Origin of the sequence: Novosphingobium sp., from assembly GCF_040398825.1 — a bacterium.
Lineage (GTDB): Bacteria > Pseudomonadota > Alphaproteobacteria > Sphingomonadales > Sphingomonadaceae > Novosphingobium.
In genome coordinates this window covers 63,851-78,590 of sequence record NZ_JBBATI010000018.1, presented here as the reverse complement: position 1 = coordinate 78,590, position 14,740 = coordinate 63,851, and the positions used below count along the sequence as shown (strand labels likewise).

The following is a 14,740-nucleotide window of genomic DNA, read 5'->3' as shown; positions in this document are numbered from 1 at the left end:
CCCTATCGTCGTGCTGTCGGCTGTGCCCGGCACATGACCGGCTCAATCTGACGCCAAAAATCGCGGTGGCCCCGAAAAGCTACACCACGCGTTGGGACACGATCATTGCTTGCCGCACTGCCATTTCATTGAGCATGGATGCCCCCAAATTTGCTTTTCGATGCCCCCCAAAATGCCCCCACTCTACTCTGGAAGCATACGGACGCATGTGATCAAAACAGAAACATATTACCACTAAAACGCCCAAAAATCAAGGAAATCAGGGGCTTTTGGGATGACCTTGGACGGGCCGGTGGCGGAGCGGGAGGGATTCGAACCCTCGATACGCTTTTGGCGTATACTCACTTTCCAGGCGAGCGCCTTCGACCACTCGGCCACCGCTCCGCATGCTCTGGACAGGCGCGCGGCCTAGACGCACGGCGGGGGTTTCGCAAGGGCTGCCGCGGTGGCATGGTGCAAATATGTCAAACCGTTATGGCCACGCCGCCCGCCCTGCCCGTTTCACCCGCGCGCGCACGCGCGCCATGATGCTGTTTGCATCGGCGCTGGCCTGGTTTCCCGCCGCGGCCCGGGCAGATGACGGGCCGGCCCTGTCCCCGCCCGAGGTGGTTTCCGCGGCGCCGGCCGCGCAGTGGGCGGCGATCGAGCCGGCGGACCTGCTGGTGATGGATCTGGCGCCTGATGTGGCAGGCCATGCCCGGCGCGTAGTGATCCAGCTGCTGCCACCGCCATTTTCGCAAGGATGGGTGGGCAACATCCGCAAGCTGGCCGCTGCGCATTGGTGGGATGGCACCAGCATCAACCGCACGCAGGACAATTATGTCGTGCAATGGGGCGACCCCGATGGCGATGACAAAGCGCGCGCCAAACCGCTGCCGGCCGGGCTGATCACCAATTCCGAAGCGGCCTATGTGGCGCCGCGCTTTGCCCTGCCGGCGGGTGCAGACCGCGCGCTGGCGTTTGGCGCGGATGCCTATGCGCCTGAAACGCGGATCATTGCCGGGTGGCCGGTCGGGCTGGACCGTGATCACGCGTGGCCATTGCACTGTTACGGCATGGTCGGGGTGGGCCGCGACAATCCGCCCGATACCGGCAGCGGCGCAGAATTGTATGTGGTGATCGGGCAGGCGCCGCGCCAGCTTGACCGCAATATCGCGCTGGTCGGCCGGGTGATCGACGGGATCGAGCTGTTGTCCAGCCTGCCGCGCGGCACCGGGACAATCGGATTTTATACCACGGCCAGCGAACGTGTGCCGATCATGGCGATCCGCAACGGCGGTGACGTGCCCGGATTGCCCCGGTATCAGCTGCTGGCCAGCGATGGTGACAGCTTTGCCCGCTATGCCGCCGCGCGCGCCAACCGCCGGGACCGATTCTTTGTGGTGCCCGCCGGCGGTGTCGATGCCTGCAACGTGCCGATACCAGTGCGCCGCGCGCCGTGATTATCCCCCCGGGTGACGCTTACGAATTCACCGGCACGCTGGAAAAATGGCACGATGATGCGCATGGCACCTGGCATTTCCTGCCGGTAACCGGCGCGACCGCCGATGCGCTGGATGCCGCCGCATTGATGCATCGGTTGGAAACCGGGCGGCGCAGCGGGTTCGGATCGGTCCGGCTGACCATCCGTGTCGGCGCGACCACGTGGCAGACCTCCGCCTTTCCGATGAAGGAGCGTGGCTGGGCGATCCCGGTATCGGCCAAAGTGCGCAAGGCCGAAAAGCTGACCGCAGGTGACCGGCTGGACGTGTCGCTGACCTTCTGATGCTGTGCCGGTTGCGGATATTTAACCGGCCAGTTAAGGTTGGCGATATTCGACAAGGGAGACAACGGCGTGGCGGGACAGAAACTGCTGGAAGGCATTCGCATTGTCGATCTGACCTCGGTCGTATTCGGGCCCTATGCCACGGAAATCATGGCCGACCTCGGCGCCGATGTGATCAAGGTCGAAGGGCTGACCGGCGATCAGTTCCGCCATGCCGGCCGCGCGCGCACCACCCCGGGGATGGGGCCGTGCACGCTCAACCTGAACAAGGGCAAGCGATCACTGGCGGTCGATCTGAAAACGCCGGAGGGCAAGGACGCGCTGATGCGCCAGTTGGCCGAGGCCGACGTGTTCATCCACAATGTGCGCGGGGCCGCGATCGAACGGTTGGGGTTTGGCTATGACGCGGTGCGCGCGATCCGGCCCGACATCGTCTATGTGCATTGCGTGGGGTTTGGCTCCGACGGGCCCTATGCCGATTTGCAGGCCTATGACGATGTGATCCAGGCGGCGACCGGCACCGCCACGCTGCTGCCGCGCGCCGATGGCAACCCGGTCCCGCGCTATCTGCCGTCGCTGATCGCCGACAAAGTGGCGGGGCTGCACGGGGCCTATGCCATCCTGGCGGCGATCGTGCACCGGTTGCGGTTTGGTGGCGGCCAATTCGTCGAAGTGCCGATGTTTGAAAGCTTTACCCATTTCATGATGCAGGAACATCTGTTTGGCGCGACCCTGGTGCCGCCGCTGGAACCGGCCGGCTATCCCCGCCAGATTGATCCCAACCGGCAGCCGTTTCCCACCGCCGACGGGTATATCAGCATCGTGCCCTATACCGATGCGGCGCTGTTGCGGGTGTTTGACCTGATCGGCGCGAATGACCTGCTGGCCGACGACCGCTTTGCCAATCCGCGCGTGCGTGCCGCCAATATCAGCCTGGCCTACGCCGAAATGGCGCGCCGCACACCGGCGAAAACCAGCGCCGAATGGGCGGCGCTGTTTGCGCAAAACCAGATTCCGGCAATGCCCGTACGCGATCTGGCCGACATTACCAGCGATCCACACCTGATCGAGGTTGGCCTGTTTCAGCACCGCATGCACCCAACCGAGGGGGAATACCTGCACCTGAAGGCGCCGGTGCATTTTTCCGCCGGATCGTGCGATACCGGCCCTGCCCCGACGATCGGGCAGGACAATGTCGCGCTGGGCGCGGCGGCGCCGACCTGGCCCTGATCGCACCCTTTTTACCGTTCCGGAGGCAGCATGACCCCCTTCCCCATCGATCTTGTCCGTGCCCGGTTTCCCGCGATTGCCGGAACCGATCGGCCGCCGGTGTATCTCGACAACGCCGCCGGCACCCAGGTGCCGCAGCCGGTGATCGATGCCGTTGCCCGGGCGATGGCCGATGGTGCCTGCAATCTGGGCGGGAAATTTGCCGGATCGCACCGCGCGATGGAAATCTGGGATGCCGCCCATGTGGCAGGCGCGGATATCGTTGGCGCGCCATCCCCGCGCGGGGTGATCATCGGGGCCAGCATGACCGCGCTGACGCTGCACATGTCGCGTTCGATCGCCCTGCTGTGCCAGCCGGGCGACGAAATCGTGCTGACGCGGATGGATCACGAAGGCGATGTGGCGCCGTGGCTGCTGATGGCGCGCGATCGCGGGCTGACGGTGCGCTGGGTGCCGTTTGACACCGAAAGCTGGCAGATCGAACCTGATGCGCTGCGCGCGGTGATGGGCCCGCGCACGCGGCTGGTGGCCATGAACTATGCCAGCAACATGACCGGATCGATCAACGATATCGCCGCGCTGGTGCGCGTGGTGCACGAATTCGGCGCGCTGGCCTATGTCGATGCAGTGCAGCTGACCCCGCACCACCTGCCCGATGTGCAGGCGCTGGATTGCGATTTCCTGGTCTGTTCGGCCTACAAGTTCTTTGGCCCGCACATGGCCGTGCTGTGGGGCCGCGAACGCGTGCTGGAAATGCTGGAGGCCTACAAGTGCCGCTGTTCATCGGATGATCTGCCGGAAAAGTTCGAACACGGCACGCCGCAGACCGAATTGCTGGCCGGGCTTACCGCGACGGCCGACTATCTGGCGTGGCTGGGCGACGTGACCGGCCATGCGGGTACCCGGCGCCAGCGCATGCTGGGCGGCTATGCCGCGTTCGGCGCGCATGAAACCCCGCTGACGCTGCGGCTGATCGCGGGGATTTTGGCGATCCCCGGCACCACCATCCACGGCATCACCAACCCCAACCGCATCAGCCAGCGCGTGCCGACGGTGTCGTTCACCCACGACCGGATTTCAACCCACACCTTTGCGCAAGCGCTGGCCGACCAGAACATCTTCGTGTGGTCCGGGCACAATTACGCGCTGGAACCGGCGCGGCAGTTAGGTCTGGATGAAGATACGGGCGTGGTACGGCTGGCCATCGCGCACTACAACACCGCCGAAGAGATTGAGCGTGTGCTGGTCGCGCTGGCGGAAGTGGCGGGGTGACGCAGGTTTGCGCAAGCGCCGGATCACGCACCATGCCGGTGTTGGGGCGATTGCCGGTGCCGTGACGTGCGCGCGAGGGGTGAATATCAGCCTGGCCTATGGGGGAATTGCCCCGGGGTACGCCGACGAAAACCTGCGCAGAGCGGGCGTCGTTGTTTGCGCAACACCAGATGTCGGCGATGCCGGTGCGCGACCTGGCCGTCATGGGTATCGAACAAAATTCGAAATGTTGACAGATGTATATACAAACTGCTAATAGCTGAAATATGATCGGCGTGATCGACGGATTTGAATGGGACGATGGCAACACACAAAAGTGCCAAAAGCACGGTCTGAGCCTGAACGAGATTGAAGCGGTGTTTCGGCATCCGCATCGCATCGCGCCGGACATCGCCCATTCAACCGCCGAGATGCGATTTTTGGCGATTGGTGGCAGCAATGGGCCACGATCGATTTTTGTGGTGTTCACGATCCGCGAAATCGACGGGGAACGCCTGATCCGGCCAATCAGCGCGCGGTACATGCACAGGAAAGAGATCAGCAGCTATGAAGAAGACACTTCCAACCCTGACCACTGACGAAGCGGCAGAGGCGTTTCTGGAAACCGCCGATTTGTCGCACTATGACCTGAGCGGCATGAAGCCCAACACGTTTGAATTTGCCGCAAAGGCGCGGCAGGTGAATATGCGGATGTCGGAACAGTTGCTGGACGCGGTCAAGGCCAAGGCGGCGGCACAAGGCATGTCATATCAGCGGTTTATTCGCCAGGCGTTGGAGGCGGCGATCGGAGCGTGACGGTAAGCGTTACCGGGTTCCAACCTGCGTCGGGTTCGTGTTGTACAACCGCAAAATCTCACTCATTGGTCCACGGAAATCCTGTAAAAAATTCAAGTCTTTCATTCACGCCAAATTTACGCGGATAAAACCCGCGTGCGGGCAAGTGACCTGCCGAAAATCGATCGAGTGCCAATTGAAGCGCGATGAGATCGCCAACGCCCAGATATGGGGCGCGAATTCCTTCGCCAGGCCTGCAGCAATGCGCCGACCAGATCGTGGTTTCGTGAGGCAGGCTGGCCAAGAGCGCGTTGGTGGTGCTGCGGTAAGCCGAACGACTGGCGCCAGGCAATTGGGCATAAAGCTGACCCGGATAGATGAAATCGCCAGCGAAAAACTGCGTATAGCCGGGATCGAAAAGCGCGGCTGATGTCGGGGTGTGTCCGGGCGTTGACAGTACCTGCAGGCGTCGCCCGCCAAGGTCGATCCAGTTTCCCGGGTGTATCCATTGGCTGACTTGGAAACCGGGCAGAACGAGATCGTCTATCAACCCCACGAACTCATAGCGCGTTGGGATGAACTGGCCATAATGGACATCGGCGCGCGTTGCAGGCAGGTCGATCAACGCGATCGCGTTGAACCGGGTAATGCCGCCCATGTGATCGTAATGCAGGTGGGACGGCATGACCGTTACAGGAAGGCTTGTCAGCCGTTTCACGATGGGAAGAATATCGCGGGTACCCGAACCCGCGTCGAACAGCAGCGCCCGCTTTGTACCCAGGATCAGATAGGAATAGTTCCGCTGATAATAACGCGGCTCGCCAATGGCGAATGTGCCGGCATTCAGCCTTTCGACAGCCCAATAGTCATCTACCATAGTGCCACGGGCCAACACTGCCGGAGCCGCATCCACGATAGCGTGCGGCTCGATCCAACTCGATATCTCGGTATAGATATATGGGGCCAATTTCAGCGCGACGCCAATCAACAGAACCAACGTCAATACGGCAAGGCCCATGACTTTACGGAGCGCGCGCCATGTTCGCCCAGTTTTGGTTTTCAATACTACCTTCATTGACGCAGCATCAAAACAGCAGGTATGCGTTCGGGCGCCATATTCGGTAACCTCCCGGTTGACCGCAGCCGACGTTCCAACGCGACTATGTATCGCAAGTGTGGCGCGGAATGGAGGATACCCCGCCCGCGAGACGCAGCGATTTGCGTAACATGATCAAATCCGGTCGGCCTGCGCCACCGCGTCGCTGGCGCGCAGGGCGCTGAGGATGCGGGTCAGGTGGGCCAGGTCGCGCACTTCCAGATCGACCACGTAAGTATGGAACGGGTTTTCGCGCTGGGTCATTTCCAGGTTGACCACGTTGGCGTGGTTCCTGCCGAAAATACCCGCCATTTCCGCCAGCGTGCCGGGGCGGTTGTACAATTCGGCCCTGATGCGCCCGATCGCGCCGTCGGTGCTGGCATCCCACGACAGATCGATCCAGTCGGCATCGACGCCGTCGGCCAGCGCCAGGCAATCGATCGAATGCACTTCGACCCCCATGCCCGCCCGGCGCAGGCCGACGATGCGGTCGCCCGGCACCGGGTGGCAGCACGGCGCGAGTTTGAATGCGGCACCGGGGCTGAGCCCGCGCACGGCAATCGCGCGTTGCTGGCGGGGCCAGTCTTCTTCGGGTACTTGCGCCGCGCTGCCCGGTACCAGCGCCTCCATCACCTGGCGGTCGGTGATCCGCGCCTGTCCGATGGCGACCAGCATTTCATCCTCGCTGTTGAATTTCAGCCGGCGCAACGCCTCGGTCAGCGCCTTTTTGCCGATCTTGGTCGGCAGGCGCTCGACGATTTCTTCGTATAGCTTGCGGCCGATGGCGGCGATGTCGGCGCGTTCCTTTTGCCGCACCGCGCGGCGGATGGCGGCGCGCGCCTTGCCGGTGACCGCGAACGACAGCCACGACAGTTGCGGTTCGGATGTGCGGCTGCGGATGATTTCGACCACGTCACCATTGGCCAGCGGGGTGCGCAGCGGCACGTGCCGCCCGTTGATCTTGGCGCCGACGGCAGCTGCGCCCAGGTTGGTGTGCACGGCAAAGGCAAAATCGATCGGCGTCGCACCCTTCGGCAGCTGAAACAGCGCGCCCTTTGGCGTGAACGCGAACAGGCGATCCTGGTACATCGCCATGCGCGTGTTTTCGAGCAGTTCTTCGGGATCGTTGCTGGAATCGAGGATTTCGACCAGGTCGCGCAACCAGCCGACCTGCCCGTCGGGCCGTTCCCCGCCCTGTTTGTACGCCCAGTGCGCGGCCAGGCCGAATTCGTTGGTGCGGTGCATGTCGCGCGTCTTGATCTGCACCTCCACCCGCATCGCATTGTTGTAGATCAGCGATGAATGCAGGCTTTTGTACCCGTTGATCTTGGGCGTTGAGATGTAATCCTTGAACCGGCCGGGGATCATCTGCCAGGTGCGGTGCAATACGCCCAGTGCGGCATAACAATCCTCATCGGTTTCGGTCAGCACGCGAAACGCCATGATGTCGGATATCTGTTCAAAGCTGACATGGCGCTCGGCCATCTTTTTCCAGATCGAATAGGGGTGCTTTTCGCGCCCCGCGACCTCCACCCGCAGGTCCGCTTCGGCCAGCGACTGTTTGATCTGCAGCGCGATCGCATCGACCTGGCCTTCGCCCGCAGCGCGAATGGCATCCAGCCGGCCGGTGATGGTGGCATAGGCATCGGGTTCCAGTTGCTGAAACGCCAGCATCTGCATTTCGCGCATATATTCGTACATGCCCACGCGCTGTGCCAGCGGGGCATAGATTTCCATGGTTTCGCGCGCGATGCGCCGGCGTTTGTCGGCACTGCGGATGAAATGCAGCGTGCGCATGTTGTGCAGCCGGTCGGCCAGTTTGACCAGCAACACGCGCAGATCTTCGCTCATCGCCAGCAGGAATTTGCGCAGATTTTCGGCCGCACGTTCGTTTTCCGTCATCGTTTCGATTTTGGAAAGCTTGGTCACGCCATCGACCATGCGCGCGACATTGGCGCCAAACAGCCGCTCGATTTCCGCGGTGGTGGCCAGCGTATCTTCGACCGTGTCGTGCAACAGCGCGGTCATGATGGTTTCCTGATCCAGCTTCAGCTCGGTCATCAGGCCCGCCACTTCGACCGGGTGCGAAAAATACGGGTCACCGCTGGCGCGTTTCTGGCTGCCGTGTTTCTGCACGGTATAGACATAGGCGCGGTTGAGCATCGCCTCGTCCGCATCGGGAGCATAGGCAAGCACGCGTTCGACAAGTTCGTACTGGCGCAACATGGTCCGGCCACGATGGGGGCAGGCATGCCCGCAGGGCAAGGAAAAAGCGGGAACTTTTTTGCATCCGCAATGGATCGGGCCCAAACCGCCGCAAGCCGGGTAATTACGATTTGGAAATTGTTTCAACGCTATGGAACGTATCCATGAACGGGTTGTCAACCAGGCCGGGTGACCGGGTGGTCGATTGGTGGGTACGGTCGCGGCTGTGCTTGCGCACCAATCGCTGGCCCGATCGTGACCGCGTGCGCGCGGTATCGCTGTTCATGCTGATCGCCTATGTGCCGATGTGCGCGCATTTCTTTGCCGAGGCGACCGGCCGGGTCGGCAGCGATTTCCAGGCGTTCTGGGGTGCGGGCCGGCTGGTGATGGCCGGGATGCCATGGGATGCGTTCAATCTGGCGGCCGAGCGCGCGGCCCAGGCGCCCGCCCACACCGGGGTGATGGTCCCCTTTGTCAATCCGCCGCCCTATTTGTTGCTGGCCGCGCCACTGGGGCTGATGCCCTATCCGGCCGCCTGGCTGGTATGGGTGATCACCGGCTGGGCCCTGTGGTTTGCGGTGTGCCGGCGGCTGTGCCCTGGTGAGCCGCTGATGATTCTGGCGTGCCCGGCGGCCTTTCTGGCGGCGTATCATGCGCAAAACGGGTTGGTTACCGGCGCCCTGCTGGTGGCGGGGGTCACGCTGATGGCGCGGCGCCAGACGGGCAGCGCCGGCCGGCATGCCGATGTGCTGGCCGGCGTGCTGTTCGGCGCGCTGGTCATCAAACCGCACCTGGCGCTGCTGGTACCGCTGTGGCTGATCGCCGGGCGGCGATGGCACACACTGGGCGCGATGGTGCTGTCGGCGGTGGCGTTTTGCCTGGTGTCGCTGGCGGTGTTCGGTCCGGCCACCTGGCTGGCCTATCCACACAGCTTTCACGTGACCGCAATGCTGCTGACGCAGGGTGCCGGGCAGTTGTTTTTGCGTATGGCCACACCCTATGCGCTGCTGCGCACCACGATCAACCCGCACGTGGCGCTGGCCGGGCAGGCGGTGATCACCGTGGCCTCCGCGTCACTGGTGTGGCGCCAAACCCGGCAGCATGGAACGAATGCCGGCACCGGCGCGCTGATGTTGGCAGCAACCACCGTGGCATCGCCCTATCTGTTCAGCTATGACCTGGCTTACTGGGTGCAGCCGGTGCTGTGGCTGGTGACCATGGCGCGCGAAGCGGGCTGGCGTGCGTGGGAAAAACCGGCGGTGATCGCGCTGTGGCTGGCGCCGCTGGCAACGCGCGCGGCGGCACTGCCGCTGCATGCCAATCTGCTGCCGCTGGCAGGGGTGGCGCTGGTGGCGATGATCGCCACGCGGTTGCGGGCGCCCCAGGTTATGCCCGGTGCCGCGCCCGCGGTGTTGCCGCGCCCCGCGCGCTGACCCGCGCGCAACGTGCGGCGTAGCGGCGTAAAGCGTCAGCCGTTGGCGGCGATCGCCGTGCGGTCCATGCCGGATTGATGGTCTGCGGCGAAAAAATCGATCATCCGCGAATACGTTTCGGCGCTGAGATGCAGAAAGGCGCGGCGCGCATCGGCCGGATCATCCTCACGCACGATATGCCCGCGCGATTCAAGCACGGCCAGCCAGCGCAGCGCGGTGGTGGTCGGCACCGCCGCACCGATGCACGCGCTGGATACCGATACCCGCTTGCCCTGCTTGGCGCTGATAAACAGATCGAGCAGGATATCCCACGCCGGTTCACCAAACAGTTCGGTCAGGAACATCTTGTCGCGGCGGCGGCGATCGGCATAGGCCCGCCGCGCCAGATCAAGATAATAGGGATGATCGTCGGGCGGGGCATGGCCGGCAACGACCAGCCGCGGACCGGCCGCACCGCCGTCATTTTCGGCGGCCATCCGTTCCAGATCACGCGCAATCCCCAGCATTTCATTCGCCGCGGCAATCAGATTGCGCGCGCGCGAACGCAGCATGGCAGCATCATTCGATGTCAAACCGATTCCCCTCTGCACCTTGCTGCCCGGCCTGGTGTTGCCACAGTGTCATGGCACCGCGTCGCGAAGGGACTCCGCAACATTAGCGATACCTGCGACAGACACTGCAGCACCCTGCCTTCATGTCTATTTAGCAAGTGCTTAGTAGATTTACCGATAGGGGTAATTTGGCAACCAGATCAGATCAGCAGTTGGATCGGGTTCGGTTGTTTCAGGCTGCGCGCACCAGTTGCGCCCGCAGTTCATCCAGCGCGGCCTGCAAATGGGCAACCGCCAGCAATTCGTCGTGTTTCAGCAGACCTTCGATCAACGCTTCAATCTGTTTGCAGGCGTCACGGCGCAATCCGTTTCGGTCCATGATGGACAATTCAGTCATCGTGTCATTCCTTGTGGGCCTGTCCCCTGCACCCTGGGTGCACAGGTACGGGCATCGTATTTCCACCATCGCCAGCCGACAGGGATGCCGATGGCGCAAACCCTGCACCATTCTGCGCACCTATCGCTTTCGGCAAGGGTCGCCGAATTCGCGTCGGGGCAGTGCACCCCGCGAATCAGTCTGCACGCGGCAGCGCTATGTCGGATAGCAATCGATTGTGCCAGACGTGATTAAAACGTGTATCGGCGCGGCACAAAAGTAACCTTGAACGCCGTGCGGTCTGATGGTTAACCGCCGGTTCCTGCGCATTGTGACCGCGGTCAATCGACGATCAGCGGGTGCAACGCCCCCATGTCGGCCGGCAACAGCCCGATGCTGCGCGGATCGCAAAACACCTCGACAAAGCGCGCGGTCGGCACGAAGCCCTGCCCACGATAAAACGCCACCGCGCGCGGATCATCCAGCGTGCAGGTATGCACCCACACCCGCGTGGTGGTGGCCTGGTCACCCGCAACTGCAGGCCCGGCCCACGCGCGTTGCAGCGCCCGCCGCATCAGCCATTTGCCAAAACCCTGCCCGGTGGCCTTTGGCACAAACCCGAAAAACGCGATCTCACACGCGGCCGGCGTGCGAAAATCGAGCTCCAGGATACCGATCTCAACCCGCGCCCGGTCAACCACCGCATAGAGTTCAACCAACGGATCGTGCAGGATCGCCGCCAGCGCCGCATCATCCAACGCCAGCCGCGACCACCACAGCCACGGCGCGCCGATCCGCTGGTACAGCAGACGATAGCGATCGGGCGCGCAATCGTGCCACCGCACCAATTGCAACGGCACATCGGGCTCGACCGCCAGACGGCGCAGAAATGCGGGCGGTTCGTGCATTTCGAGCGCGGTCACCACCGCAGCCAGATCCCCCGGCGCGACGGCGTGAAATCCATGAACCAGCGGCGCTGTGGCGGAGTTGTGCGTTATGGCCATGCCGCCGGCTTTAGCGCAGGGTATCGCGACAACCAAGCACCGGCACACCCGCCAATCGCAATCACAACGCTCAATCGCCGGAATTAGCCATTTGCGGCCATAGCAAACTGTTCACCGCAATTGGCGGCATCGGGCGCAAAATAATCGAGCATCATGGCATAGGTTTCGGCACTCAGCTGCAGAAACGCGCGGCGTGCGTCTGCCGGATCATCTTCGCGCACAATATGCCCCTGCTGTTCAAGCACAGCCAGCCAGCGCAACGCGGTGGTACTTGGCACGGCGGCGCCGATACAGGCGCTGGTCACCGATACGCGTTTGCATTGTTTGGCGCTGATGAACAAGTCGAGCAGGATATCCCACGCCGGTTCACCAAACAGCCCCGACTGAAACAGGCGGTCGCGGCGACGCCGATCGCCATAGGCCCGCCGCGCCAGATCGATGAAATAGGGGTGGTCATCGGTGGATGCACCACCTGGCCGGGACGGCATACTGCCGGACTTTGCAAGCGTCGTACTGGTCGACAGGCTGTTCGATGGGCCATGCTCCAGCTCGGCAGCCATCCGTTCAAGATCGCGCGCCACCCCCAGCATGCCATTGGCATTGGTGATCAGCTGTCGCGCGCGGTTCCGCAGCAAATTGGCAGAGAGCAAAGTCATACCGCAATCCCTCCAGCAGGACTGGCGCGCGGATCATGACAAGGCTGTTGACCGACTCGATTGCAACCACATCGCAATCAGTCGATTGCTGCCCGATCATTAACCATCGCTGCGCAAGTCTCTATTATTGCTAAGGTAAATTGCATATTCACCAAGCAATGCAACCGAAAGTTAGCGGAGATAGATCAACTTTGGTTGCTTTGTGGTTGCGTGATCTGGCGCACGCGCAGCGCGTCCAACGCAGTCTGAAGATGCGCGATTATAAGCAATTCGTCGAAATCCTGAAGGCTGTCGATCACCTGTTCAAGCGTATCCACGGCGTGGTTCAACACCGCACTATGATCCGGTTTGGTTGGTTTCGGCATGCGGTCGTCCCTTGGCGAATACCAACACCCGCGAACGTCCTGCGGTAATTCCAGCATACGCACATGTACGAATACCACAGGAGTCCATGAAATGAGACCGTCTTTTCATGCAGCGGACACAACCGCCGCGGCGCGTCCATGGAAAGGCAACACGGGGGCCCGCACCCCCGGTTTGACCGCAAGACGGCCAGAAGATCAACCGGTCAGGCCCACACCGCCTCTGGCGGCAGGCTCATCAGGATGGCATCGATATTCCCCCCGGTTTTCAGCCCGAACAGCGTGCCGCGGTCGTAGACCAGGTTGAATTCGGCATAGCGCCCGCGCCACACCAGTTGCTGGTGTTTGTCCTGTGGCGTCCATGCCATCCCCATGCGGCGGCGCACCAGGCGCGGATAGACATCCAGAAAAGCCTCACCCACCGCGCGGGTGAACGCGAAATTGGCATCAAATGACGTGGCATCGCCACATTCCAGGTGGTCATAGAAAATCCCGCCGACACCGCGATGCACGCCGCGATGGGGGATAAAGAAATAGTCATCGGCCCAGGCCTTGAACCGGTCGTAATCGCCGGGCTCGTGCGCATCGCACGCCGCCCGAAACGCGGCGTGGAAATCGGCGGTATCCTCATCATAGGGAATCGGCGGATTGAGATCGCCCCCGCCGCCAAACCACGCTTTTCGCGTCGTCAAAAACCGCGTGTTCATGTGCACGGCGGGCACGTGCGGATTGGCCATGTGCGCGACCAGGCTGATCCCGGTGGCAGTAAAGCCGGGGTTTTCGGGATCGGCGCCATTGATCGACGCGGCGAATTCGGGGCTGAATGCGCCGCCCACGGTCGACACGTTCACGCCAACCTTTTCAAACACTTTGCCCTTCATCAGCCCCTGCACACCGCCACCGCCGTTTTCCACCGGTTCGCCCGCATGTTCGCGATTCCACGGCGTAAAGGTAAAGCTGGCATCGCTGCCGGCCTCACGCTCGATCGCTTCAAATTCGTTGCAGATGCGCGTGCGCAGGCTTTCAAACCAGGCGCGCGCCTGGATGGTGGATTGGGTCCATTGGCCGGCGTTGGCCTCGGTCACGGTCGATTCAGTCATGCCATCCCTCGTGTGGTTTGGCATGACTTGCCAAGAGGTTTCGCATCCGGCAAGGGAAAGCGATGGTTCACGTTTCGTTCGCACCGTTTGCGTTTCAGGCGCAGGAGTTTGGCCTGGGCACCGGGCCCGATACCGCCCGCGCGTTGTACTGGGCCGAAGAACGCGCGCTGCTGGTGGCCGATCTGCATCTGGAAAAGGCCAGCTATTTCGCCACGCATGGCCAGATGTTGCCCCCCTATGACAGCCGCGAAACGCTGGAACGGCTGGCGGTCACGCTGCGGGTGACAGGCGCGCGGCGGGTGTTTTGCCTGGGCGACAATTTTCACGATGCGGCCGGCCCCGGCCGGCTGGACCCGCATGCGGCGGGCATGCTGGCGGCGCTGACCCGCGCGACCGACTGGGTGTGGATCACCGGGAATCACGACACCGCGGGCGGACCGCCCGCCGCGCATGATACAGCGGGCAAAGCGTCCGCCTCGGCCACCGTGCCCGGCACGCATCTGGACGAAACCTGCATCGCCGGGGTGATCCTGCGGCATGAGGCCCGGCCAGGCGAAACCCGCCCCGAACTGTCGGGCCATTTTCACCCGCGCCTGCGCGTGGTGCAGCGCGGCCGCACGATCACCCGCGCCTGCGTGGTCGCCAGCGAAAGCCGCATGGTGCTGCCCGCGTTCGGCGCGCTGACGGGTGGGCTGGACGCACATTCGCCGGCGATTCGCGCCGCGCTTGATCCGGCGCGCAGGGCCGATGCGCTGGTGCCGGCGGCGGGCAAAGTGGCGCGGTTTGCGCTGTGGCGCACCGCTGCCTGAGCGTTCGGACGCGCTGAGAGCGGTTGGGACGGCAATTGCCGCAGCATTTGCGCACGCTTGGCCCTTTAACTGTTGGCGCGATGTGTTATGAGCACGCCGACGAAGTC

At 62.8% G+C, this 14,740-nt stretch carries 16 protein-coding genes and 1 tRNA gene; 8 read left to right on the top strand and 9 right to left on the bottom strand.

Annotated elements, in window-relative coordinates; genetic code table 11:
• Window positions 1–293: 293 nt before the first annotated feature.
• Window positions 294–384: transfer RNA gene (locus ABWP89_RS10715), tRNA-Ser, on the bottom strand.
• Between the two features lie 143 nt (window positions 385–527).
• Between ABWP89_RS10715 and ABWP89_RS10710 the strand changes: the two genes are divergently transcribed.
• The 6 genes from ABWP89_RS10710 to ABWP89_RS10685 all read left to right on the top strand — a co-directional run bounded on the left by ABWP89_RS10710 (window position 528) and on the right by ABWP89_RS10685 (window position 5,062).
• Window positions 528–1,442, top strand: a complete 915-nt coding sequence (locus tag ABWP89_RS10710) for a peptidylprolyl isomerase (RefSeq protein ID WP_353229185.1) — start codon at window positions 528–530, stop codon at window positions 1,440–1,442.
• Complete coding sequence (locus ABWP89_RS10705; RefSeq protein WP_353229180.1) at window positions 1,439–1,765, top strand: DUF1905 domain-containing protein; 327 nt, start codon at window positions 1,439–1,441, stop codon at window positions 1,763–1,765. The genes ABWP89_RS10710 and ABWP89_RS10705 overlap by 4 nt, the downstream gene beginning before the upstream one ends.
• Window positions 1,766–1,834: 69 nt before the next feature.
• Window positions 1,835–2,995 (top strand): CaiB/BaiF CoA transferase family protein, encoded by a 1,161-nt coding sequence (locus ABWP89_RS10700; protein WP_353229178.1) that lies wholly within the window; start codon window positions 1,835–1,837, stop codon window positions 2,993–2,995.
• A gap of 30 nt (window positions 2,996–3,025) precedes the next feature.
• Complete coding sequence (locus tag ABWP89_RS10695) at window positions 3,026–4,267, top strand: cysteine desulfurase-like protein (protein ID WP_353229176.1); 1,242 nt, start codon at window positions 3,026–3,028, stop codon at window positions 4,265–4,267.
• A 266-nt stretch (window positions 4,268–4,533) separates the two neighbouring features.
• Window positions 4,534–4,845, top strand: a complete 312-nt coding sequence (locus tag ABWP89_RS10690) for a BrnT family toxin (RefSeq protein WP_353229175.1) — start codon at window positions 4,534–4,536, stop codon at window positions 4,843–4,845.
• Entirely contained in the window at window positions 4,814–5,062 is a 249-nt protein-coding gene (locus ABWP89_RS10685; protein WP_353229174.1) for a CopG family antitoxin, read from the top strand. The genes ABWP89_RS10690 and ABWP89_RS10685 overlap by 32 nt, the downstream gene beginning before the upstream one ends.
• Before the next feature lie 58 nt (window positions 5,063–5,120).
• On the opposite strand, the gene ABWP89_RS10680 is transcribed toward ABWP89_RS10685, so the two are convergent.
• Both ABWP89_RS10680 and ABWP89_RS10675 read right to left on the bottom strand, forming a co-directional pair.
• Complete coding sequence (locus ABWP89_RS10680; protein ID WP_353229172.1) at window positions 5,121–6,104, bottom strand: MBL fold metallo-hydrolase; 984 nt, start codon at window positions 6,102–6,104, stop codon at window positions 5,121–5,123.
• A 168-nt stretch (window positions 6,105–6,272) separates the two neighbouring features.
• Complete coding sequence (locus tag ABWP89_RS10675; protein ID WP_353229170.1) at window positions 6,273–8,363, bottom strand: RelA/SpoT family protein; 2,091 nt, start codon at window positions 8,361–8,363, stop codon at window positions 6,273–6,275.
• A 143-nt stretch (window positions 8,364–8,506) separates the two neighbouring features.
• On the opposite strand from ABWP89_RS10675, the gene ABWP89_RS10670 reads away from it, so the two are divergent.
• The gene (locus tag ABWP89_RS10670; RefSeq protein WP_353229168.1) at window positions 8,507–9,775 is read left to right on the top strand and encodes a glycosyltransferase family 87 protein; all 1,269 of its coding nucleotides are present in this window, start codon (window positions 8,507–8,509) and stop codon (window positions 9,773–9,775) included.
• A 35-nt stretch (window positions 9,776–9,810) separates the two neighbouring features.
• Here ABWP89_RS10670 and ABWP89_RS10665 read toward each other — a convergent pair whose 3' ends face one another.
• The 6 genes from ABWP89_RS10665 to hemF form a co-directional block, all read right to left on the bottom strand.
• Complete coding sequence (locus tag ABWP89_RS10665; protein ID WP_353229167.1) at window positions 9,811–10,326, bottom strand: MarR family transcriptional regulator; 516 nt, start codon at window positions 10,324–10,326, stop codon at window positions 9,811–9,813.
• A gap of 232 nt (window positions 10,327–10,558) precedes the next feature.
• The gene (locus tag ABWP89_RS10660; protein ID WP_353229166.1) at window positions 10,559–10,723 is read right to left on the bottom strand and encodes a hypothetical protein; all 165 of its coding nucleotides are present in this window, start codon (window positions 10,721–10,723) and stop codon (window positions 10,559–10,561) included.
• 320 nt (window positions 10,724–11,043) lie between these two features.
• Complete coding sequence (locus tag ABWP89_RS10655) at window positions 11,044–11,706, bottom strand: GNAT family N-acetyltransferase (protein WP_353229164.1); 663 nt, start codon at window positions 11,704–11,706, stop codon at window positions 11,044–11,046.
• Window positions 11,707–11,789: 83 nt separating this feature from the next.
• Window positions 11,790–12,362: a MarR family transcriptional regulator gene (locus tag ABWP89_RS10650; RefSeq protein ID WP_353229162.1), complete on the bottom strand. Its 573-nt coding sequence runs from the start codon at window positions 12,360–12,362 to the stop codon at window positions 11,790–11,792.
• Between the two features lie 185 nt (window positions 12,363–12,547).
• Entirely contained in the window at window positions 12,548–12,727 is a 180-nt protein-coding gene (locus ABWP89_RS10645) for a hypothetical protein (RefSeq protein ID WP_353229160.1), read from the bottom strand.
• 203 nt (window positions 12,728–12,930) lie between these two features.
• A complete protein-coding gene (hemF, locus tag ABWP89_RS10640) occupies window positions 12,931–13,824 on the bottom strand; it encodes an oxygen-dependent coproporphyrinogen oxidase (RefSeq protein ID WP_353229158.1) in 894 nt (297 codons plus the stop codon).
• Between the two features lie 62 nt (window positions 13,825–13,886).
• Here hemF and pdeM point away from each other — a divergent pair, with 62 nt between their 5' ends.
• Window positions 13,887–14,633, top strand: a complete 747-nt coding sequence (gene pdeM / locus ABWP89_RS10635) for a ligase-associated DNA damage response endonuclease PdeM (protein WP_353229156.1) — start codon at window positions 13,887–13,889, stop codon at window positions 14,631–14,633.
• Window positions 14,634–14,740: the final 107 nt, after the last annotated feature.

Bases quoted from the DNA above. Each gene is read 5' to 3' on its own strand.
- ABWP89_RS10650 (WP_353229162.1), bottom strand. From the start codon at position 12,362: ATGACTTTGCTCTCTGCCAATTTGCTGCGGAACCGCGCGCGACAGCTG.
- hemF (WP_353229158.1), bottom strand. From the start codon at position 13,824: ATGACTGAATCGACCGTGACCGAGGCCAACGCCGGCCAATGGACCCAA.
- pdeM (WP_353229156.1), top strand. From the start codon at position 13,887: ATGGTTCACGTTTCGTTCGCACCGTTTGCGTTTCAGGCGCAGGAGTTT.
- ABWP89_RS10685 (WP_353229174.1), top strand. From the start codon at position 4,814: ATGAAGAAGACACTTCCAACCCTGACCACTGACGAAGCGGCAGAGGCG.
- ABWP89_RS10670 (WP_353229168.1), top strand. From the start codon at position 8,507: ATGAACGGGTTGTCAACCAGGCCGGGTGACCGGGTGGTCGATTGGTGG.
- ABWP89_RS10690 (WP_353229175.1), top strand. From the start codon at position 4,534: ATGATCGGCGTGATCGACGGATTTGAATGGGACGATGGCAACACACAA.
- ABWP89_RS10645 (WP_353229160.1), bottom strand. From the start codon at position 12,727: ATGCCGAAACCAACCAAACCGGATCATAGTGCGGTGTTGAACCACGCC.
- ABWP89_RS10655 (WP_353229164.1), bottom strand. From the start codon at position 11,706: ATGGCCATAACGCACAACTCCGCCACAGCGCCGCTGGTTCATGGATTT.
- ABWP89_RS10660 (WP_353229166.1), bottom strand. From the start codon at position 10,723: ATGACTGAATTGTCCATCATGGACCGAAACGGATTGCGCCGTGACGCC.
- ABWP89_RS10665 (WP_353229167.1), bottom strand. From the start codon at position 10,326: ATGCTGCGTTCGCGCGCGCGCAATCTGATTGCCGCGGCGAATGAAATG.
- ABWP89_RS10675 (WP_353229170.1), bottom strand. From the start codon at position 8,363: ATGTTGCGCCAGTACGAACTTGTCGAACGCGTGCTTGCCTATGCTCCC.
- ABWP89_RS10695 (WP_353229176.1), top strand. From the start codon at position 3,026: ATGACCCCCTTCCCCATCGATCTTGTCCGTGCCCGGTTTCCCGCGATT.
- ABWP89_RS10710 (WP_353229185.1), top strand. From the start codon at position 528: ATGCTGTTTGCATCGGCGCTGGCCTGGTTTCCCGCCGCGGCCCGGGCA.